Consider the following 18,871-nt stretch of genomic DNA (forward strand, 5'->3'; position numbering starts at 1 on the left):
CCTCACGACCCCTTCGAGCCTGCTGTCCACATGGGAACGGGACGCGTTTCTCCGCGATTTCGGGAGCCGCCCAGAAGTATCCCCTCGGTAAGCGCCTTCCCGCCGGTCGACAACACTACGACCTCGGCCACGCCCCGCCGAGCCGGCCACACTACGTCACCTGGTCGATGACGGTGTCTCGATCACCGAGGCTGCCCGCACCCTCAAAATCGGCCACTCCACCGCCTACGCGGACAGCGCGCCCCGGCGCAGGCTTCGCCTTCCTTCACCCGTGGGTGGCCACTCCGCAACGCGGGCCCCTGACCCCGGGCGCCAAGGCCACGAGGGCGCACATGTCGGAGCCGTCCCACACCCCGCGCGGGGGCACTGAAGGTTTCGCCTCTCCCAGTTGGGCCATAGCCCGCGGTCCGGTCCAGGTGTGTACCCGCACCGGCGTATAGCAGTGCTAGACATTGCTACGAGTCTGATATAGCGTGGCTATATTAGCCTATTGAGGAGGCTCGCCATGACGACCGGCACCACAACCCAGCCGTCCGACGACCAGATCAACGAGATGCTCAAGCAGATGGCAAGGCAGGTTTCCTACCCGCTACGCTCTCCTGTGCTTCGCACGCCGAAGGATGTCGGGCTCGACTACGAAGACGTCACGTTCCCCTCGGCCGACGGGGTTCCGATCGAAGCCTGGTACATCCCGCGCTCCGGCTCGGACAAGCTGGTGATCGCGAACCACCCGCTCAACTTCAACCGCTACGGCTACCCCTCGCACCTCGAACCCTGGCGGTCATTCGGCGCCGCCGGAGGAAACACCTTCGAGGTGGACTACATGGAGGACTACCGGATCCTGCATGACGCCGGCTACAACGTCCTGACCTACGACTTCCGGAACCAGGGTCAGTCCGGGCAGGGGAACGGCGGCGTCGGCGGGCAGGGTTTCATGGCACGAGATGTCGTGGGTTCCTTGCAGTTCTCGCGGTCAGACGCAAGGACCCGAGATCTCACAATCGGCCTCTTCAGCCGTTGCCAGGGTGCGAACGCTTCCATGTACGCGATGCACCGCCGGCCAGAGCAGTTCGAAGACGTTCGATGCATGGTCGCCCCGCAGCCGCTGTCCATGCACGCGACCCTCGCCCGCGCCCTGGAGTCGGTGGGCATGCCAGAGCGGCTGGCGCAGCTGGAGCGCGAGATTCAGCTCGTGAGCGGTCTGACGCGCGAAGTGACCACGCCGATCCCGGCAGCCGGCTCCGTCCGCGTGCCGACCTTCCTGTACCAGGTCCGCGATGACCTGATGACCACTCCTGACGACGTGCAGGCGATATTCGATGCCATTCCGATCGAGGACAAGCAGCTGATGTGGATCGAGGGTTCCACGGCCCGGTGGGACGGCTACCTCGAGTTTCAGCGCAACCCGGCACCCATGCTCGAATGGTTCGCGAAGCACATGGCCTGAAGCGCCATCACGTTCAGCTGAACACCCGCCTCACCAGACGCCGTCCCCAAGCCGCGCCCCCAGAAGTCTGGGGGCGCCGCCCCGTACAATGGTCATCGAGATGACCGCTCCCGACAACGCCCCCTTGGACGAGCTGCCGCCGCGGCAGCGAATCCTTCGCGCGGCCGGGCTCCTCTTCGAACAGGCGAGCACCCCCGATGTCTCGACCCGAGACGTCCAACGCCTCGCCGGAGTCACCGCGCCAACGCTCTACCACCACTTCAAAGACAAGACCGGGCTCATCGAAGCCGTCATCGAAGACGCCTTCGTTCGCTACCTCGCCGAAAAGCGCAAGCTGATGGTGGGCCTCAGCCCGCTGAGCGCGCTGAGAGCCGGCTGGGACATGCACGTCGAATTCGGTACCGGTCAACCCGTTCTGTACAGCCTCATGTACGCCCCTCCCAAGGCGCAGCGCGAGGTTCCGGCCGCCAGGATGGTGCGAGAGGAACTGCGGTCGAGTCTCCACGCCCTTCAAGAGGCGAGGCTGCTTGTCATTCCGATAGACGAGGCGGTCGCCTTGCTGGAAGCGGCCGCAACCGGTGCCACTCTTCACCTCATCCGGCATGGCGGGAGCCCCGACGCACCCTACTCGCGGCAGCTCAGGGACGCGGTGATCGCACAGCTCACAGGTGTCGCCCGCGGCGACGAACAGCTCGGGCACGTGCCCGCCGCCCGCCGGCTTCTCGGATCCCTCTCCGACGCTCACGTGCCAGGGCTGAGCAGCCAAGAACTCGCGCTGCTACGCGACTGGCTCTCACGCATCACCACCGCCCAAGATCAATCGTCAGACACGGCCTAGCCGTCGGACGGCAGGGGGCTGGGGTCGGTGGTCGGGGGGTCGGTCGGGATCGGCGCCTCGCCGCGCAGGTTCACGGTCGTGGGGTCCGCTCCGACGTTGTGGTGGATGATGAGCCTGGCCTCCACGATGCCGCCGGAGGCGGGCGCGGTGTAGGTCACGCCGAAGGAGCAGACCACGCCCGGGGCCATGTTCTTGTGCGCGCAGTTGTCGTCCGCGGTGAAGTACGCCCTCCCGGCGCCCTTGATCTCCATGTAGGTGACCTTCAGCGTGGCGTCCCCCACGCTCTCGATGCGCACCTCGTTGTTGTCGCAGCCGCCCTCGCTGGTGCAGTTGATCTCCCTCGGCGTGACCGCGACGTCCGCCTTGCCCCCGGGTCCGGGCACCTTGATGATGCGGGTGCTCCCCCCGTTGTGGTCCTTCTCGGTGGCCTTGTCCGGGCCGCACATGAAATCCGGGCAGATCGGCGCCTTGGTGGTGATGAGCGCCGCGACGATGGCCGCTCCCGCCGCGATGAACGCGGCCGCGATGCCCGCTCCTTTGCCTGACACCTGGTCCTCCACTAACGCTGTCGGACGATTTCGGACGATGAGGGAAACCAAATGGCCGGCGGACGCGGAAGGCTCGCGCCGCGCCCGAACGCCCTGCTCGAAGGCGGTGCGGGACGGCGTGGAACCGTGCGGCCGCCCCCGCGGCCGCGATTCCGGCCGGGCCGGATCGGGAATTCCCGGGTTTCAATTCCGGGCGGGGAAGGCGGCTCGCTCGGATCGGCCGAAGGTCGAGCCCGGATCACGATGAACCGCCGCGTGGCGAGAAACCGAGGACGATCGGTGCGTCGCCGCCGAAGCGCAGTTCCGAAGCTTTACGCGAACAAGGATAAGCCGTCCCGCTTGCAACTCACCTGCATTTTCCCGTCACCTTCCGCTCTCCCCGGCTCAGGCATCCACCAGCCCCGAACGGGTGACTCCCATCTCCACCAAGGAGCTGTGGCTGCGCGGTTCCCCTGGCGGGTCGTCGGCGTCACCTCGATCGAGATCGCCAACGCCTGAGGGCAGGGTCAAATGATCGACCAGCGAACCGGTCGCTCCAGAACGGCGACGGCTCCGTCAAGGTCGGCCAGGCGGGTGGCCAGTGTCGCAATGGCCAAGTGTTCGGGGAGGGCGGCGCTGAATTTGAGGCCGTGCAGGGCCTTTTCGTTGATGTCCGGCAGGCACAGCCGCTCTGAGTCATCGACGGTGCCGACTTTCCACAGCTCGGGGGTCAGATCGCTACGGAGGCGGATCGACGCATCGTCGACGTGCTGGCCAGGGACCGCGATGCCCGCGAGGGTCGCGGCCAGAGTGGCGTTGGCGCGGAAGGCTCCAGGACCGTCACGAGATCAAGCTGGTCCTATGAATCGGTCAGCCTTGACACCTTCGAGAAAGAGGCTCCACTCCGACTCATTGACTGCCAGTACCGGACCATCTGCGTTCTTGGAGTCACGGACGAGGTACAGGTACCGCGCATCCATTGGGACGATTGCGCCATAGTCGCCAGCGGCGCATGTGACCTCAATGCAGTTTGGGCCAACGCCACGGTGTGTGCTCTTGTGCAAGACGCCGACCTCGACGCACTGACCACCGTTGGCATTGCTCCGACTGGATCTACACCAGACCCCGACCTCGATACAATTTTGACCACTGCCACTCATAGAGCTCTTGCGCCAGGCGATGCCTGACAGGTCCACTGAGAAGGTTTCCATGCCGTCCTTCGTAACGATCAGTCGAACTCTGTTGCAGTCTGCGTGATCAGGTATCGGGACTGATCCGGATCCAACGCCCTTGCTCGAAGGTGGTCAAAAGCCACCCTGTAACGGTAAACGTCCGTTTCGCTCTCCACATAGAGACTGTCCGTCAGATTTTCCAGGAACACCACGTCCGGGTCGGCTCGATCAGGGAACTCAAGGATCTCGAAGGCACCGCTCGTACCCGAATGGGCTCCAGCGGTGAAGGGCAGCACCTGGATGGTGACATGAGGCAGGCTTCCTACCTCAATGAGCTGCTTGAGCTGTGCTCTCACCGCCTCAGGGCCGCCAACGGGACGGCGGATGACCGATTCGTCGACCACGGTCCAGAGACTCAGGGGCGTGGGCTGAGACAACACTGCCTGTCGTGCCATGCGGACTTCGACGCGGCGTTCAACCTCACCTGGTGAGGCGAGAACGAATCCGGCGCGAACTACGGCACGAGCGTAGTCCTCGGTCTGCAGAAGCCCCGGCAGGACCAGCGGAGCGAAGCTGCACATCGAGGCCGCCTCGGCTTCAAGGCCAATGTAGGCGGCGTACTCACTGGAAAGGTCGCTGTACGCCTGCCACCAGCCCTTCTTGCGTGCATCGCGTGCCAGCTTGAGCAGAGAGTCCTTCCTCGATCCGCCGACTCCATAGAGGTCGAGAAGGAGGCCGACATCCTTTGGAGTGACACCCACACGCGAGGTCTCGATCCTCGACAGCTTGGTTGCGGACCACCCCAGTCGCTCTCCCACCTCCTCCAACGTCAACTGCGCTCGTTCTCGTAAACGACGCAGCTCGGAGGCCAGGCGCCGCCTGCGCACCGTCGGACTCCCTGCACGTCTCATCACCCACCTCCCCTTGATCGAGGCCAAGCGTAACCGAACCATAACCCACCGTGTCAGAGCTTTCGGCTAAGCAAATTTGCCTTTTCGATGGCGGGACCGGCGCGGAACGTTGCATGCTCTTTGCGCACAGTGAGTCACGTCACGTGACCGAAAGCGATCGACGCAGCGTCCCACTTCGCCCTAGAGAGGCAGGCAGGCGATATGGAGAAGCACGAGGTTCCGGGGTGGCGGGGCCACCTGTTGGAGCTGGCCTGGAAGTTGAACGACCTGGGGTTCGACTCGGTCGTCAGGCTTCCGCCGGGGCAGCGGGCGAGCCTGGAGGTCTTCGTGCCTCCGGGGCGATCGAAGGGCGGACGGGACCGGCGGGACGGCCGGAGCGCGCGCGTCCGTACCCGGCGGGGACTGAGCTGGGTGCGGGCGGTGTCCGGGCGGATCGTGAAGGGGGTCCGGTGAAGGCGCTGGGGCTGCTGGGGCAGGTGGACATCCCGGCGCAGGTCGCGGCGGTGCCGAGGGCGCGGCGGTGCGTGCGCGGGCTGCTGGACGGCACCGATCACCCGCAGGCCGATGACGCGCTGTTGCTCGTCACCGAGCTGGTCACGAACTCCGTCCGGTACTCGGACTCCGGGCGGTGCCCGGCCGGGCGGATCAGCATCGCGGTCGCCGTGCACGACGGGACGCTGCACGTCGACGTGATCGACGGGGGCTCCTGGAGCAACCGGCCCACAGTCCGCCCGGAGACCCGCATCGACAGCGGCGGCGGCCGAGGCCTCTGGCTGCTCCAGGAGGTGGCCACGGCCTGGGGCTGGTACGAAACCGCGGCCGGACGTGTTGTCTGGTTCCAGCTCGACGGCAAGTGACGTCCCTCGTCCGCACGAGCCGCTCACGATCGCGCCGGACAGGCCTCCAGGGACATCGCCACTCGGTTCCGTACAACTCCACGTGGTTCCGGTACATCGTCACGCGGTCCCGGTACGACATCACGCGGTTCCCGGAGGTCGCCGGGCGGTTCTCGGGACGTCGTCCGGCCGTCTCATGGTCGGCGGAGTCCCGGTGGATCGACGCGCGGCCGGGTGTTGAAGGAGTCGCGAAAGCGAGCACGAGCTTATCCGAGGCGTCTGCCTCCGAGGGCGCGGTCTTCGGGCCGTGCCCTCTTGGTGTTCCCACGGCCCCGCCCGATCTCCCCTGCTCCCTGACGTGAGGCCGCGCCACAGTGAACACGATCCCGATCGGCACAGGCCCCCATGTTCACCCCTGAGCGTCTCAGCCCCTCCGCCGCTCGCCATCTGCACGGACAGCCGATACCCTCAGAGATAACTGAACTAGTTTCGAACTAAGGATAGGATGAATTCATGTCCACGCGAACCTTTCCCTTTTCGACCTTGATCAACAAACAGACCAGCGTCTTCCCGGCTTTGGAGGATGCCGACGTCATCCTCGAACGCCGGGATGCCGAGAACCTCGTCCTCATGCGCTCGGAGCGGTTCCAGGCCATGACCGACGGCCTTCGCCTGGCTGCCAGGTCTCTGTCGATCATCGCCCGATCCAATCGGGCTCTCGCCGAGGAGGTGTTCTCCGAGGAACTCCCGTGGCTGACGTGGCTACCCGCCGAAGCACGTCCTGAGTGCGTGACCGAACTGCTCGACCACCTCCTGGCCGGCGCCGCCACCGGCCTTCTCGTGCCGTTCGCCCGTGCGCTGCGTGAGTGGACGGCCACCGCTGAGATCTACTCCGACCCCGAACTCGCCCGGCGCCTTCGCGGTCCCTTCGACACCAGCACGGCCACCGACCTGCCTCGGCCGACCACCGCCGATGAGTGACGGATTGGGGCGCGGCGACGAAGCACGACGGCCGACCGGTTGGATCGTGCGCCTCGTCGACCGCCAAGCCGCGCAGGGGTGGTCCATGCTCCTCGCCCATGCGCGCGAGAACCTCGACCGGGCCTGGGTCGCCATCACCGCCGACCCGCGCGGACGAGACGATCTTGCCCGCCAACACCGTCTGAAATTCGACCTCAGAACCGTGAAGGTCAATGGGGCAGAGCTTGAGCAGTGGCAGTATGAGGTGACGGGCGGCGGGCGCATTTGGTATGCCATCGACGACGAGCAACGCGTCGTGTGGATCACGCAGGCGGGTACCGGCCACCCACGGCGGACGGACAAAGGGCGGCGCTGAACATCACCACGCCATGCATCCTGCGGAACATCACATGTGATCTTCGAAGCGGCGAAGTGCTCCAGGGCGATGCGCGGGTCCAGTTCGTCGGGGTAGATCTCGGTCGCGTCCTTGGCCGGCTACGCGCGCGTCTCGCCGGAGGCGCCGGCCCGCTGGCAGGAAGGCCGGGACCGGGCCGCCCGCCGTGGATGAACGCGGCGGGCGCGGTCAGGAGATGGCTGGGCTGCGCCGTTCGATCAGCACGACGTCGCGCCAGATGCCGCGGTGGCGGCCGATCCGCTCCCGGGTGCCGATCATCCGGAATCCGGCCTGGGCGTGGAGGGCGAGGCCGGCGGTGTTCTCTGGGAAGATCCCGGACTGGATCGTCCAGATCCCGGCGGCTTCGGTGGAGGCGATCAGGGCGGCCAGAAGGGCGGCGCCGGCTCCCCGGCGGCGGGCGGCGGGGTGGACGTAGACGGAGTGCTCGACCACTCCGGCGTACGCGCACCGGTCCGACACCGCCATCGCCGCGACCCGAGCCCACCACGACGGCCATCAGGGCGGCACTACCGAGCGCCTCAGCGGCCAGGCGCCGCCCCAAAAGCAGGTGGCTCATGCGCCGGCGCGCGCCGGAACATGGACCTGCCCGGGGACCTGGAGCAGGCCCGACAGGCGGTTCAACGCAGCCTGGATCACCCAGTAGTACACCCACGTCCCCCGCCGCCATCGTGCTCGGCGGCCTCATGGCGATCGCCCCCGGCGAGGCCCGGGTCGTGCAGTTGCTCGGCCGCTACCTCGGCACGGTCCGCACCGACGGCCTGCGGTGGGTGGTCCCCTTCACCCAGAAGCGCAAGGTCTCCACCCGTATCCGCAACCACGAGACCGACATCGCAAAGGTCAACGACCTCGACGGCAACCCCATCGAGATGGCCGCCGTCGTGTGGGCGCGGCCCCTGAAGTGGCCGGCGTCCTGCTCGACCGCTACGCCGGCGTCGTCCGGACCCCGCGGACCGCGAGCCCGGCCCGGCGCGGGGCTGACGCCTCACCGCCCGCGGCCCGAACTCGGCGCCGGCGCGGGCCGCAATTCAAAACCGGATTAATCCCGTTGAGTAGGCGTTAATACCGTCGACTCCCAGATATCACCTTTGCCGCTCTACCGTCGGCCATCCCACCAGCCTCCCTTTCCGCGCACATCGGGTATTTCGCGCGGGGCACCGAGAATGCGGGCACCGCCGTGAACCGGATCGGCGCGGCGGACCAATAAGAAGAGAGAGAACGACTGGACGACCGATCTGGTGAGGTATGACGACCGAGCTGACCGACGCGGCCCTGATCGAGAAATCGCTCTGGTCGCCGGAGGTGTTCACCGAGGTGTTCGCCCGCTACGCCGATCAGGTCCACCGCTACCTGGCACGCCGGGCGGGGCCGGACGTGGCTGATGACCTGATGTCCGACACCTTCCTGGTCGCCTTCGAGCAGCGGCACCGCTTCTCGGGCGAGCGCAGCCCCACGGGAGCGCTGCCGTGGCTGCTCGGCATCGCCACCACGCTGCTGCGCAGCCACGGCCGGGCCGAGGCGCGGCGCTGGAAGGCGCTGGCGCAGACCCGGTCCGATCTCGCCCTCGCCGAGCCCTCTCCGGCCGACCAGGTGGCCGAGCGGGTCGACGCCGGTGCGGTGGTCCGGTCGGTGGTCCACACCCTCGCCGCCATGACGGAGGGCGACCGCGACGCCCTCCTGCTCTACGCCTGGGCCGACCTGAAGTACGAGGAGATCGCCGCGACGCTGGAGATCCCGGTCGGCACGGTGCGGTCGCGGATCCACCGCGCCAGAGCCCAGCTCCGCTCCGCCATCACGTCCACGCCCTTGGAAGGCAGGCCCGCACGATGAACGAGATCGACCTGCTCACGACGATCGGCGCCAATGTGCCGCCGCTGTCGGATGCGGCCCGCGGCCGCGTGCGCACGATGCTCCTGGCCCGGGCCCAGGCCACCGGCCCGATGACCGCGCCCGCGACGTACGCTCTGACGGCGCCGGCCGGGCCGCCGCAACCGGCCGGGCGACGGGCGGCCGCTCCCCGGCGAAGGCGCCTGGCGCTGCTGGCCCTGGCGGGGGCCGCCGCGGCCGCCGCGGCGACGGCGCTGCCGCTGGCGCTGGGCACGCCGGCCTACGCGGTGGAGCGGCTCGCGGACGGGACGGTGACCGTGCAGATCCACCAGTTCCTGGAGCCGGAGAAGCTCCAGGCGAGCCTGCGCGAGGCCGGCGTCCGCGCCGTGGTCGACTACCTCCCGGCCGGCCGATCGTGCCGGCAGCCGCGCGGCCGGCAGGCCGCCGTGCCCGCCCTCCTGCTGGAGCGGCCGGTGGACGGCTCCGGAGGCGTCATGTTCCAGGTGCCCCCGGGTCGCCTCAAGGCGGGGCAGACGCTGATCGTCGAGGCCACCTTCGTCCGGGACGACCCGGCGCGGGCGGGCAGCATCGCCACGAGCGTCGTGGAGGGCCCGGTGACCCCCTGCGCGGCCGTCTCCGGCCCGGCCGGCGACGACCCCGTCAAGGTGGTGCCGATCCGGCCCGGCGAGGCGCACCCGGGAACCCCGGCCGGCTCCTGAGCCGCGGTGGCCTGCCGGAGCGCCCCACGTACTCCGGCAGGCCATCGCGCCGGCGGTTGCGGCGTGTCCGAAACACGCGCCCGGACGGGCTCTCGCTCACTTGGCGTGAGTATGAGGGCCGTGGACGCACCGGCCGGGCGCCGGTTCTCCGCGGGGTGGGGCGGCCGGTAATCGCGGCGGCGCGCGCTTTCCCTGTCACGACCGTTCCCCGGACCGCAAGGGCCGATATATCCAGAAAACGACGTGCGAGTCAGCACGGCCCCTGCCTTCGGTGCAGGGCGGCTTTGACGGCGAAAGGGGCTCCCGGTTTCCCGGGAGCCCCTTGTTCCGCTGTCAAAGCCGCGCCGGTGGGGTCAGAGCCACCAGCCGCCCCAGACCGCGGCCGTGCCGGCCGGGCAGGTGAGGATGTGGTTCCACGAACCGATGTACAGGGTGCCGAAGTAGTAGCGGAGCCCGTTGCTGCAGTCGACGAAGACGCGGTAGCCATTGGCGTCGCTGGTGCAGGTCATATAGAAACTGGCGCCGGAGACGAAGCCGTTGTAGCACGTGGCGGCCGCGGTGCCGGCCCCGGCGCGGGAGACGGCCGCGTTGCCCAGGGTCTTGGTCGTCGTCGTGCGGATGGCGACGTCGGTCTTGGTGCCCTGGGTGGCCGATGTGCTGGTGACCGTCGCACCGGGGGCGGTGGCCGTGCTCGTGGAGGCCGAGGCTGCGGCCATCGGCAGGAGGCCGAAGGCCATGATGAGCGCCGTCGCGACGACTCCGAGCATGGTCTTGATCTTCACGCGGATTCCTTTCCTATGCGGCGAAAAACTGGGCGAATCCCCCCAGCACATCGTGTGACCTGGGGTTATCCGATCGAGCGTTATTCGGTCGAACACGCCCGAGTGGCTCCAGAACGAGAATGCGCCCGGCGGAGGCGGATATCAATTAGCCTTTTGGGTAAGCTTCCGCGGACGCTCACACTTACCGCTAAAGGTCCCCGCGCGACGTATTCGGATGACCGGCTCCCCTTCTCGTCACGGACGTCGCGTACACGTATGCGACCAGTCCGGCCTGTAACCGGGATTCCAGGCCGAGAACGTGGAGAATTCTGGCCGTGTGCGCCTTGACCGTGTGCTCGGTAACGGTCAGCCGGATTGCTATCTGCTTGGTCGACAGGCCCTTCCCCAGAAGGAAGAACACATCAAGTTGCCGAGGTGTGAGGAGTTCCACGGACGAACTCCACCCTTCCAGCGAACCCTCTTCGAGAAGATTCTCCCGAGATGGCTCCATTGCACCCTCCTGTTCTCCGCGCTCACACGGAAAGACAACGAACATAAGAGGAATAACCCGGGCCGAAACCGGGCGGCCGCCGCTCGAGGCGGCGGCGGCCGGCAGAGCGTGATCCATTTCTCGTGGTAACTACTGGATCTTACTAACCACTTGAGTCCGAACGTCACGCAAGGAATATTTCATGAACCAGTTGGCGTGCCAACAGCCCGGACCCCCTTATCGCCCGCCATTGCCGGGCGCGTGACGGCCCTCCGGGCGATTTATGGGTCGCCACTCCGGCCGAAACCAGTGCACATCAACGAAAGTTACTGATTTAGGTCCGCATTAATGGATTAGATGAGATACGCAACCCTGGTTCCATCCGCCACCGAAACCCGGCCGGCCCTCCCGCGCCGCACCCCCTCGTCCCGCGACCGAGGCCGGAGGGAGGAGTCACCTGCCCGGCCTCGGACCCCGCTCCGGCCTCATGCACCGGCCGCACGGGGCTCGTCCTCGGAGGACGTCCGGCCACCCCTTGAAAAGTGATATCACTTTGCTATGGTTGTGCCATGGTCAAGCAATCCCCAAGGACGGTGGCGAAGGTGAACGAGATCGAGCACGTGGCCGTGGAGATGCCCGCGTCGCGGGTGAGCGAGCGCAGGCCGGTCGACCTCAACGGGTGGCCCATGCTGGGCCTCGGCCTGCTCATGCCGGCCGGCGCCGCGGTGCTGATCGTCCAGGGCGCGGAGAAGAACGGCCCGCTGGTCGCGCTGGGCGCGATCCTGGTGGTCCTGGCGGCCATCGTGCTCAGCGGCCTCATCGCGATCGCCCCCGGCGAGGCCCGGGTCGTGCAGTTGCTCGGCCGCTACCTCGGCACGGTCCGCACCGACGGCCTGCGGTGGGTGGTCCCCTTCACCCAGAAGCGCAAGGTCTCCACCCGTATCCGCAACCACGAGACCGACATCGCAAAGGTCAACGACCTCGACGGCAACCCCATCGAGATGGCCGCCGTCGTGGTCTGGCAGGTCGAGGACACCGCCAAGGCCTTGTTCGAGGTGGACGACTTCGTGGAGTTCGTCGCGATCCAGACCGAGACGGCCGTCCGGCACATCGCGGGCAACTACCCCTACGACTCGCACGACGACGGCCAGCTCTCGCTGCGCGACAACGCCGACGAGATCACCGGCAAGCTGTCGATCGAGATCGCCGCGCGCGTCTCCTCGGCGGGCGTCCGCGTCATCGAGTCGCGCATCACGCGCCTGTCGTACGCGCCGGAGATCGCCCAGGCCATGCTGCGGCGCCAGCAGGCAGGCGCGGTCGTGGCGGCCCGGCAGCGCATCGTGGAGGGCGCGGTCGGCATGGTCGAGGCGGCCCTGCACCGGCTCGACGCGGCCGAGGTCGTCGACCTCGACGACGAGCGCAAGGCGGCCATGGTGAGCAACCTGCTCGTCGTGCTCTGCGGCGACCGGGACGTGCAGCCGGTCGTCAACGCCGGCTCCCTGTACCAGTGAGCGAGCGCAGGAAGATCCTCCTGCGCCTGGACCCCGCCGTTCACGACGCGATCGCCAAGTGGGCGGGCGACGAGCTCCGCAGCACGAACGCACAGATCGAGTTCCTGCTCCGCCGGGCGCTGTCCGCGGCGGGGCGGCTTCCCGGCGACGTCGGCGGCATGCCCCGGCGTGGCCGTCCCCCCAAGAGGCCGGACCCCGGCGGCGAGGCCGCGGGCACCGGGGATCAGACGGACACCGGCGACGGTGACGAGGAGGAATGATGGTGAACGTCCCGGACACGCTGCCCGAACGGCTCTACCTGCTCACCTACGATGTCGAGAAGAAGCGGATGACCTACTGCTCGGAGCGCGGGTATCTGATGCGCGCGGGCATCCTCGCCGAGCTGCTGCTCGCCGGCCACATCGCCGACGCGACCGGCGGCCCGGTCGCCCAGGCGAAGACGGTGGCCGATCCCCTGCTCGACGAGACGCTCCAGATGGTGGCGGCGTCGCGGCGGCGCACCTGGCAGCACTGGGTGAACAAGGGCTCGGGCGCGGCGGCGCGGCAGGTGCGCGACCGCCTGGAGTCGGGCGGCTGGATCCGCGTGGAACGCGGCCGCGTGCTCGGCTTCATCCCGCGCACCAAGGTCACCGTCCGCGACACGCGGGTGCCGAAGAGGCTGGCGAGCACGGTGGCGTCTGCCCTGCGCGGCCCCCATCCCGCCTCACGCCTGGACCCCAGGGACGCGGCTCTGGCCGCCCTCGCGGCCACGTTGCGGCTCAAGACCGTGATGCCGAGGGCCGACTGGCGGGCCAGGCGCGTGCGCGGCGAGGAACTCGCCGAGGTGGTCGCCCCGGTGCCGTGGGCCCTGCGCAAGGCGATCCAGGCCGCCCAGGCCGCCGCGAGCGCGGGCTGAACGGCGACGGCGCCCCGTCCTCGCGGGCGGGGCGGTCGTGCGGAGGCGGCTCTACCGGCTCTACGGGCAGGGGCTCGTGCGTGGGGGCCGCTCTACGGGCGGGGCGGGTAGGGCGGCTCCGCGGGGGGCGGGGGGTACGGGGGGCCGTCGTGGCGGGTGTCCCGCCACTCCCTGCGCTCCTCGCGGCGCGCGCGCTGCTCCTCCCGGCGCCACTCCCTGCGGGCCTCCTGCTCCTCGCGGCGCTGCTCCCTGCGCGCCTCGTGGAACGAGCGGTGCAGCGCGTGCCGCTCGCCGCGCATGTCGCGCAGCATGCCCTGGACGTCGCCGCGCGTCTCGGCCCGGCGCTCCAGCCACCACTCGGTCCACTCGGCCAGCGCCCGGCGGATCGGCTTCGCGCGCGAGTCACCGATGATCTTGACCTCGCCCATCACGACGTACGCCCGCACTCGGACGACCGGCACGTTCTGCCCGGGCGGCGCCTCGATGACGTGGACCTTCTTCTCGCCCATGATGGCGACGCCCTCGAGTTCGACGTCCACGCCATCCGGAACGATGATCTTCACGCTGCCCATCACGGCGGTGGCGACGATGTCGATCCGGTTGGTGCGGACCTCGGCCTCGCGCAGGTCGATGGTCACCTCGCCCATGACGGCGGCCGCGCCGATCTCGTCCTCGACGCGCCACTTGCCCTTCCGTTTGGTCTCGCTCATGATCGCGGCGTACCAGCGGCGGGCCCCGCCGGAGCGCGGCGCGGCGGGCGCGGCGTACGGGGGGTACGGGGCGGGCGCGGGGCCCGGGGCGGCGGGCGACCCGGGGATGTCGGCGGTGAGCTGGGCCAGTTCGGCCTGGGTGACCGCGAGGTAGGCGGCCCCTGTGCGCTCGGTCAGCTCCGCCAGCGTGAGGCGCCCCTCGACCGACGCCTGACGCAGCTGTTCGACCACGGCCTCGCGCTCGGCGTCCGAGGCACGCATTCCACCCGGATCGTTCATGCATTGAATCTAGCGTGTATGTCCGTCCCCGTCCGATCCTCCCTAAGGAGGAAACCCCTATCCGACCAGGCGGCGCCCGTGCCCCGTTCCTGCGGACGAGGCGTCACGGCCCCGACAGGGCGGGAGCGCATCGCAGGACCTCGCGGGCGAGCCCCTCGTCCCCCTCGAGGCGCGCGGCGAACGCCTCGGGCGTGCCCCGGCCGCCGAGCAGAAAGCAGAACTCCACCACGTCGCAGGTGATCTGGGCGTCGGACGGCGCGCCGTCGTCGGGTGCGGCGACCTGGGCGACCGACAGCGGAACGTGCCACGCGCCGCCTCCCGGCCCGGTCAGCGTGAGCCGCACGGACCGCTCGCCCCCGTCCACGCCGGACAGCAGCATCGTCCAGGGGATCAGCCGCGCGCAGAAGTCGGCCGTCGGGTGGACGTGCGCGGCGAGCGGAAGCGGGAGCGGCAGGCCGATGACCGCGGCGGCGTCCTTGGTGTGGATCCAGGTCTCCAGCATGCGCGCCAGCAGGTGGTCCGACACCGGGAACCGGGTACCCCCGGGCGCGATCGGCGTCCCCGGCTCCATCGCGGCGGCGCGCGCGCAGATCGCCTCGGCCTGCGCGCGCCACTCGGCGCGGGTCTCCTCCGGCGTCCGGCCGCCCGTGTAGGCGATCATGTCGGCGGTGCGGCTCAGCACCTCGTCGGCCGCCAGCGGCGGCCCGGCGAGCGGGACGCCGATCGCGTGGGCGACCAGGCCGTCGGTGGCGGCGAGGTGGGCCACGAGCTCCTGCAGCGTCCAGCCCTCGACGATCTTCTGACCCCAGTCGGCGGGCATGGCGGAGGCGAGCAGTGCGTCCATGGCGGCCACCCGCGCGGCGAAGGGCGCGGCGAACCCGGCGGCGGACGCGGGAGGGCGGGCGGACCGCGCGGCCGAGAGCAGCCGGGCCAGGGCGCCGGGAGGCGGCGTGGACGCGGCCTCGGCGAACACGTCGAGGCAAAGACGGGTGACCGGGTCGGAGGTCCCCGGTATCGCGTCGCCACCGCCGGCAGGGCGGTCCATCACACCTCCTCTTCGGCCAGCTCGTCGGCGAGCCTGCGAAGACCCAGGCGTATGCGCGACTTGACCGTGCCCTCGGGCAGGCCGAGATCCTCGGCCGTCTGACGATAGGTACGGCCACGGTAGTAGGCGAGTTCGATGGGTTCGCGTAAACCCCCCGGCAACCGGCTGACGGCCTCCCGCACCCGGGCCGCCTCGTCCGCGGCCAGCACCCAGTCCTCCAGCGGACTCGGCTCGGGATCGGCCAGGCGCGGGCCGAGTGCGGAGACGCGGTGCCGGTGCTCGGTGCGCACATGATCGACGGCGCGCCGGTGGGCGATCGTGGCGAGCCAGGAGCGCAGCGAGCCGCGGTCGGGGTCGAAGGCCAGCGGGCGCTCCCAGAAGGTGACGAAGACCTCCTGGACGATGTCCTCGGCGACAACGCGGTCGCGGGTGACCCGCAGCGCCAGCCCGAGCACGAGGGGATAGTGCCGGTGGTGCACCTCGCCGAGGGCGCTCTCGTCCCCGCCGACGACGCGTTGGTGAAGCAACCGGTCGTCGGTCCCAGGCGCCTCCACCGGGGTCCCCCCTCCTCCGGCCGGCCGCATCCGCCCGGCGCCGGCCTCCATCCGCACCCGAAGCATCCCATTGTTGTGGAGAAATGTTGAGATGGATGCCTGAGCGCGCATGGAAGAGCTCGCTCAGGCACACAGAATCGCGCAGCGATCCGCCCGGAGGCTCTCTTGTCGCACGAAGTCTTCAACCAGGCACCCCCGCTCACCGGCCACGACGTGTCCGCCGACCCCGCCCTGCTGGACGGCATGAAGCGCGAGGACGCCGACTGGGCGCTCGGGGAGCTGCGCACCCTGGGCACGCTCGCCGGGTCGGCGCGGGCCCAGGAGTGGGGACGTCTGGCCAACGATCATCCCCCGGTCCTGCGCACGCACGACCGGTACGGCCACCGGATCGACGAGGTGGAGTTCCATCCGGCCTGGCACGAGCTGATGGGGGTGGCCGTCGAGCACGGCCTGCACGCGACGCCGTGGTCGTCCGCGCGGCCCGGCGCGCACGTCGCCCGCGCGGCCAAGTTCTACGTCTGGTCGCAGGTCGAGGCCGGGCACGGCTGCCCGATCTCCATGACGTACGCGAGCGTGGCGGCGCTGCGCCACACGCCGGCGCTGGCGGCCGTGTGGGAGCCGCTGCTGGCCTCGCGCACCTACGACTTCGGCCTGCGCCCGGCCGCGGCCAAGCGCGGCGTGCTGGCCGGGATGGCGATGACCGAGAAGCAGGGCGGCTCGGACGTGCGCGCCAACACCACCACCGCCGAGCCGCTGGCCGACGGGAGCTACGCGATCACCGGGCACAAATGGTTCAACTCGGCGCCGATGTGCGACGTGTTCCTGGTGCTCGCGCAGGCCCCGGGCGGGCTGTCGTGCTTCCTGCTGCCCCGCGTGCTGCCGGACGGCTCGCGCAACGCGATGCGCCTGATGCGGCTGAAGGAGAAGCTCGGCAACCGCTCCAACGCCTCGGCCGAGGTCGAGTACGAGCGCGCCGTCGCGTACCTGGTCGGCGAGGAGGGGCGCGGGGTGCGGACCATCATGGAGATGGTCAACATGACCCGCCTGGACTGCGTGATCGGCTCGGCGGCCGGCATGCGGTACGGCGTGACGCAGGCCGTCCACCACGCCACCCATCGCTCGGCGTTCGGCGCGCTGCTGTCCGAGCAGCCGCTGATGCGCAACGTGCTCGCCGACCTGGTCATCGAGTCGGAGGCGGCCACCGCGGCGATGATACGCCTGGCGGGGGTGACCGACCGGGCGATCCGGGGCGTGCGGAGCGAGGGCGCGCTGCGGCGCACGGCGCTGGCGGCGTCGAAGTACTGGGTGTGCAAGCGGGCGCCCGCACACGCGGCCGAGTCGCTGGAGTGCCTGGGCGGCAACGGCTACGTCGAGGAGTCCCAGATGCCGCGCCTGTTCCGCGACTCCCCGCTGAACGGCATCTGGGAGGGCTCCGGCAACGTAGCGGCGCTAGATCTCCTGAGATCCATCATAAAGGAACCCGCGAGCCTCGACGCGTTCTTCGACGAGGTGGACCTGGCCGCGGGTGCCGACCGCCGCCTCGACAGCGCCATCCTCAAGATCAAGGAGTCCGTCACCGACACGAGCGACCTCGAGTACCGAGCTCGCCGGGTGGTCGAACGCCTCGCCCTGGTGTTTCAGGGATCGCTGCTGGTCAGACACAGTCCCCCGGCCGTCGCCGACGCCTTCTGCGCCTCCCGGCTGAGTACCGATCGGGGCCACGCCTTCGGCACCCTCCCTTCCGGCCTGGACCTCACCGCGATCATCGACAGGGCGGACATGAAGATCAACTAGTCAGGATCGGAATCAGCCTGAACGAGACATCGCGCGGGCCCTGCCCGAGCGTCCAACGATGCCGACCAGTTCTCTGAAGGAAGATCATCCGCTAACAAACGCGCTAACAATCAGGGCCCGGCCTCGCACCGTGGCGACGAATAGGGCCCCATGGAGCCAGGTGGTGACACCTGCCGGAGGCGCCTGTGGCCGCCACCCGATGTGGCGACCGGAGGCCTGCCGAAGCCGCACGGTGCTGCTAGGCGTTCACGGCAAGTGGGTGAGAACCTACCTCGGCTTCTGACGAACTGCCGACACCCGCCGTTGACCGCAGTCGGGATCTGATTCGCCTGGTCGGGCGTTGATCAGCAAGTGCGTCGTCGGCCGTGAGAGGCTCATCGACGGTGACGGCGGGCACCCTTTCAAGGCGTGGCCAGTGCCCGCACCTCCTGTTGGGTGGCGGCGTAGGTGCTGGAACCGCGCCAGACGTAGAACTCAACGGGCTTGTCATGGAACTGCAGCCCGTACGGACCACCGGGGCTGGCCTCCACCTCGAGGAGCACCACGAGCTTGCCGCTCACGATGGCGTGGCGGATCTGGCGGTTCCCCGATCAAACACTCACGACCATAAACGCCCAGCTCAAGCACTCACTGAGGACGAGCTACACCCAAGCGAGATGCTCACCCTGCGCCCGTGCGTTTTCGAGTTCGGCGAGACGCCAGCGATCAACATCACTAGGTCCACGTCGTACGTGACCTCGGACAACCATCCGGACGGCGTGGCCGGCTGGGTGGTCCAGCCCAACCCAAAGAACGGGGACTGGCGCAGGTTCGCGATCTCGCAGCAGACGGCCCAGATGGTTCAAGAGCACATCGAAGAACATCCGATCGCCGACGAGGACTTGCTGTTCCCTCAATGGATGTTCGCCTTCCGCAGGCCCAGCACCGGACTGACCGTCGTCGACAGGAAAGAACTGCCTCCACCGATCATCAGCCCCAGCGGGAAGACGTACGAGCACGGCACGATGGGCGCCCGGTTCACCATGAACTGCCACTGCGTACACTGCAGGGCCTTAGAACTCCTAACAAAGTGAGAGGTTGACCAGTCGGCGCCAGCAGATGATGCCGCAGGCCAGGCTGAGGAAGGCCTCGTGGATGTCGTCGCGGATCTCCCAGCGGATGCGCAGCCGGCGGAACCAGTGCA

The 18,871-nt window shown here is 69.0% G+C and carries 23 protein-coding genes and 1 pseudogene; 14 read left to right on the top strand and 10 right to left on the bottom strand.

The annotated features are described in order from the left end of the window. The first annotated feature begins 505 nt into the window (after positions 1 to 505). Both AB0M95_RS39065 and AB0M95_RS39070 read left to right on the top strand, forming a co-directional pair. The gene (locus AB0M95_RS39065; RefSeq protein ID WP_363776210.1) at positions 506 to 1,447 is read left to right on the top strand and encodes an alpha/beta hydrolase; all 942 of its coding nucleotides are present in this window, start codon (positions 506 to 508) and stop codon (positions 1,445 to 1,447) included. 100 nt (positions 1,448 to 1,547) lie between these two features. Continuing rightward, entirely contained in the window at positions 1,548 to 2,285 is a 738-nt protein-coding gene (locus tag AB0M95_RS39070; RefSeq protein ID WP_363776212.1) for a TetR/AcrR family transcriptional regulator, read from the top strand. On the opposite strand, the gene AB0M95_RS39075 is transcribed toward AB0M95_RS39070, so the two are convergent. The 3 genes from AB0M95_RS39075 to AB0M95_RS39085 form a co-directional block, all read right to left on the bottom strand. Continuing rightward, positions 2,282 to 2,833 carry a hypothetical protein gene (locus AB0M95_RS39075; RefSeq protein ID WP_363776215.1) on the bottom strand — a complete coding sequence of 184 codons (552 nt, stop codon included), beginning with the start codon at positions 2,831 to 2,833 and terminating at the stop codon, positions 2,282 to 2,284. The two genes, AB0M95_RS39070 and AB0M95_RS39075, sit on opposite strands and share 4 nt — an antisense overlap. Before the next feature lie 827 nt (positions 2,834 to 3,660). Then, complete coding sequence (locus AB0M95_RS39080) at positions 3,661 to 4,023, bottom strand: DUF397 domain-containing protein (RefSeq protein WP_363776218.1); 363 nt, start codon at positions 4,021 to 4,023, stop codon at positions 3,661 to 3,663. Between the two features lie 17 nt (positions 4,024 to 4,040). Then, on the bottom strand, positions 4,041 to 4,937 hold the full coding sequence (locus tag AB0M95_RS39085) for a helix-turn-helix transcriptional regulator (protein WP_363776221.1): 897 nt from the start codon (positions 4,935 to 4,937) through the stop codon (positions 4,041 to 4,043). 159 nt (positions 4,938 to 5,096) lie between these two features. On the opposite strand from AB0M95_RS39085, the gene AB0M95_RS39090 reads away from it, so the two are divergent. The 4 genes from AB0M95_RS39090 to AB0M95_RS39105 all read left to right on the top strand — a co-directional run bounded on the left by AB0M95_RS39090 (position 5,097) and on the right by AB0M95_RS39105 (position 7,067). Continuing rightward, a complete protein-coding gene (locus AB0M95_RS39090) occupies positions 5,097 to 5,348 on the top strand; it encodes a hypothetical protein (RefSeq protein ID WP_363776224.1) in 252 nt (83 codons plus the stop codon). After that, positions 5,345 to 5,752, top strand: a complete 408-nt coding sequence (locus AB0M95_RS39095) for an ATP-binding protein (RefSeq protein WP_363776227.1) — start codon at positions 5,345 to 5,347, stop codon at positions 5,750 to 5,752. Before AB0M95_RS39090 ends, AB0M95_RS39095 begins: the two co-directional genes overlap by 4 nt. Positions 5,753 to 6,274: 522 nt before the next feature. After that, on the top strand, positions 6,275 to 6,712 hold the full coding sequence (locus AB0M95_RS39100) for a hypothetical protein (RefSeq protein ID WP_363776230.1): 438 nt from the start codon (positions 6,275 to 6,277) through the stop codon (positions 6,710 to 6,712). Beyond that, positions 6,705 to 7,067, top strand: a complete 363-nt coding sequence (locus tag AB0M95_RS39105) for a hypothetical protein (protein ID WP_363776233.1) — start codon at positions 6,705 to 6,707, stop codon at positions 7,065 to 7,067. The genes AB0M95_RS39100 and AB0M95_RS39105 overlap by 8 nt, the downstream gene beginning before the upstream one ends. A 207-nt stretch (positions 7,068 to 7,274) precedes the next feature. Here AB0M95_RS39105 and AB0M95_RS39110 read toward each other — a convergent pair whose 3' ends face one another. Further along, the gene (locus AB0M95_RS39110; RefSeq protein ID WP_363776236.1) at positions 7,275 to 7,571 is read right to left on the bottom strand and encodes a GNAT family N-acetyltransferase; all 297 of its coding nucleotides are present in this window, start codon (positions 7,569 to 7,571) and stop codon (positions 7,275 to 7,277) included. A gap of 212 nt (positions 7,572 to 7,783) precedes the next feature. Here AB0M95_RS39110 and AB0M95_RS39115 point away from each other — a divergent pair. The 3 genes and pseudogenes from AB0M95_RS39115 to AB0M95_RS39125 all read left to right on the top strand — a co-directional run. Then, positions 7,784 to 7,990, top strand: a pseudogene (locus tag AB0M95_RS39115) (SPFH domain-containing protein); the annotation flags it as partial. A 358-nt stretch (positions 7,991 to 8,348) separates the two neighbouring features. Beyond that, a complete protein-coding gene (locus tag AB0M95_RS39120; RefSeq protein ID WP_358509981.1) occupies positions 8,349 to 8,933 on the top strand; it encodes an RNA polymerase sigma factor in 585 nt (194 codons plus the stop codon). Then, positions 8,930 to 9,649, top strand: coding sequence for a hypothetical protein (locus AB0M95_RS39125; RefSeq protein ID WP_363776239.1), 720 nt, complete (start codon positions 8,930 to 8,932; stop codon positions 9,647 to 9,649). Before AB0M95_RS39120 ends, AB0M95_RS39125 begins: the two co-directional genes overlap by 4 nt. A gap of 353 nt (positions 9,650 to 10,002) precedes the next feature. Here the strand turns inward: AB0M95_RS39125 and AB0M95_RS39130 are convergent, their stop codons facing one another. Continuing rightward, positions 10,003 to 10,431 (bottom strand): hypothetical protein, encoded by a 429-nt coding sequence (locus tag AB0M95_RS39130; RefSeq protein ID WP_363776242.1) that lies wholly within the window; start codon positions 10,429 to 10,431, stop codon positions 10,003 to 10,005. Positions 10,432 to 10,618: 187 nt separating this feature from the next. Next, the gene (locus AB0M95_RS39135) at positions 10,619 to 11,038 is read right to left on the bottom strand and encodes a helix-turn-helix transcriptional regulator (RefSeq protein WP_363776244.1); all 420 of its coding nucleotides are present in this window, start codon (positions 11,036 to 11,038) and stop codon (positions 10,619 to 10,621) included. Positions 11,039 to 11,469: 431 nt separating this feature from the next. Here AB0M95_RS39135 and AB0M95_RS39140 point away from each other — a divergent pair, with 431 nt between their 5' ends. From AB0M95_RS39140 to AB0M95_RS39150, 3 genes are read left to right on the top strand one after another with little or no spacing between them, the layout of a single operon-like run. Next, on the top strand, positions 11,470 to 12,411 hold the full coding sequence (locus tag AB0M95_RS39140; protein WP_363776247.1) for an SPFH domain-containing protein: 942 nt from the start codon (positions 11,470 to 11,472) through the stop codon (positions 12,409 to 12,411). Continuing rightward, positions 12,408 to 12,671 carry a hypothetical protein gene (locus AB0M95_RS39145; RefSeq protein ID WP_358509995.1) on the top strand — a complete coding sequence of 88 codons (264 nt, stop codon included), beginning with the start codon at positions 12,408 to 12,410 and terminating at the stop codon, positions 12,669 to 12,671. The genes AB0M95_RS39140 and AB0M95_RS39145 overlap by 4 nt, the downstream gene beginning before the upstream one ends. Beyond that, on the top strand, positions 12,668 to 13,306 hold the full coding sequence (locus AB0M95_RS39150) for a GPP34 family phosphoprotein (RefSeq protein ID WP_363776250.1): 639 nt from the start codon (positions 12,668 to 12,670) through the stop codon (positions 13,304 to 13,306). Before AB0M95_RS39145 ends, AB0M95_RS39150 begins: the two co-directional genes overlap by 4 nt. 92 nt (positions 13,307 to 13,398) lie before the next feature. On the opposite strand, the gene AB0M95_RS39155 is transcribed toward AB0M95_RS39150, so the two are convergent. The 3 genes from AB0M95_RS39155 to AB0M95_RS39165 all read right to left on the bottom strand — a co-directional run bounded on the left by AB0M95_RS39155 (position 13,399) and on the right by AB0M95_RS39165 (position 15,894). Beyond that, positions 13,399 to 14,295, bottom strand: coding sequence for a DUF1707 domain-containing protein (locus AB0M95_RS39155; RefSeq protein ID WP_363776253.1), 897 nt, complete (start codon positions 14,293 to 14,295; stop codon positions 13,399 to 13,401). A gap of 103 nt (positions 14,296 to 14,398) precedes the next feature. Then, a complete protein-coding gene (locus AB0M95_RS39160; RefSeq protein ID WP_363776256.1) occupies positions 14,399 to 15,340 on the bottom strand; it encodes a maleylpyruvate isomerase family mycothiol-dependent enzyme in 942 nt (313 codons plus the stop codon). After that, the gene (locus AB0M95_RS39165; protein ID WP_358510007.1) at positions 15,340 to 15,894 is read right to left on the bottom strand and encodes a sigma-70 family RNA polymerase sigma factor; all 555 of its coding nucleotides are present in this window, start codon (positions 15,892 to 15,894) and stop codon (positions 15,340 to 15,342) included. The genes AB0M95_RS39160 and AB0M95_RS39165 overlap by 1 nt, the downstream gene beginning before the upstream one ends. A gap of 165 nt (positions 15,895 to 16,059) precedes the next feature. Here AB0M95_RS39165 and AB0M95_RS39170 point away from each other — a divergent pair, with 165 nt between their 5' ends. Beyond that, entirely contained in the window at positions 16,060 to 17,688 is a 1,629-nt protein-coding gene (locus tag AB0M95_RS39170; RefSeq protein WP_363776259.1) for an acyl-CoA dehydrogenase family protein, read from the top strand. A gap of 401 nt (positions 17,689 to 18,089) precedes the next feature. Here the strand turns inward: AB0M95_RS39170 and AB0M95_RS39175 are convergent, their stop codons facing one another. After that, the gene (locus tag AB0M95_RS39175; protein ID WP_363776262.1) at positions 18,090 to 18,248 is read right to left on the bottom strand and encodes a hypothetical protein; all 159 of its coding nucleotides are present in this window, start codon (positions 18,246 to 18,248) and stop codon (positions 18,090 to 18,092) included. 96 nt (positions 18,249 to 18,344) lie between these two features. On the opposite strand from AB0M95_RS39175, the gene AB0M95_RS39180 reads away from it, so the two are divergent. Beyond that, complete coding sequence (locus AB0M95_RS39180; protein WP_363776265.1) at positions 18,345 to 18,761, top strand: hypothetical protein; 417 nt, start codon at positions 18,345 to 18,347, stop codon at positions 18,759 to 18,761. Positions 18,762 to 18,871 lie beyond the last annotated feature (110 nt).

This window comes from Sphaerisporangium sp. NPDC051017, from assembly GCF_040683095.1.
Lineage (GTDB): Bacteria > Actinomycetota > Actinomycetes > Streptosporangiales > Streptosporangiaceae > Sphaerisporangium.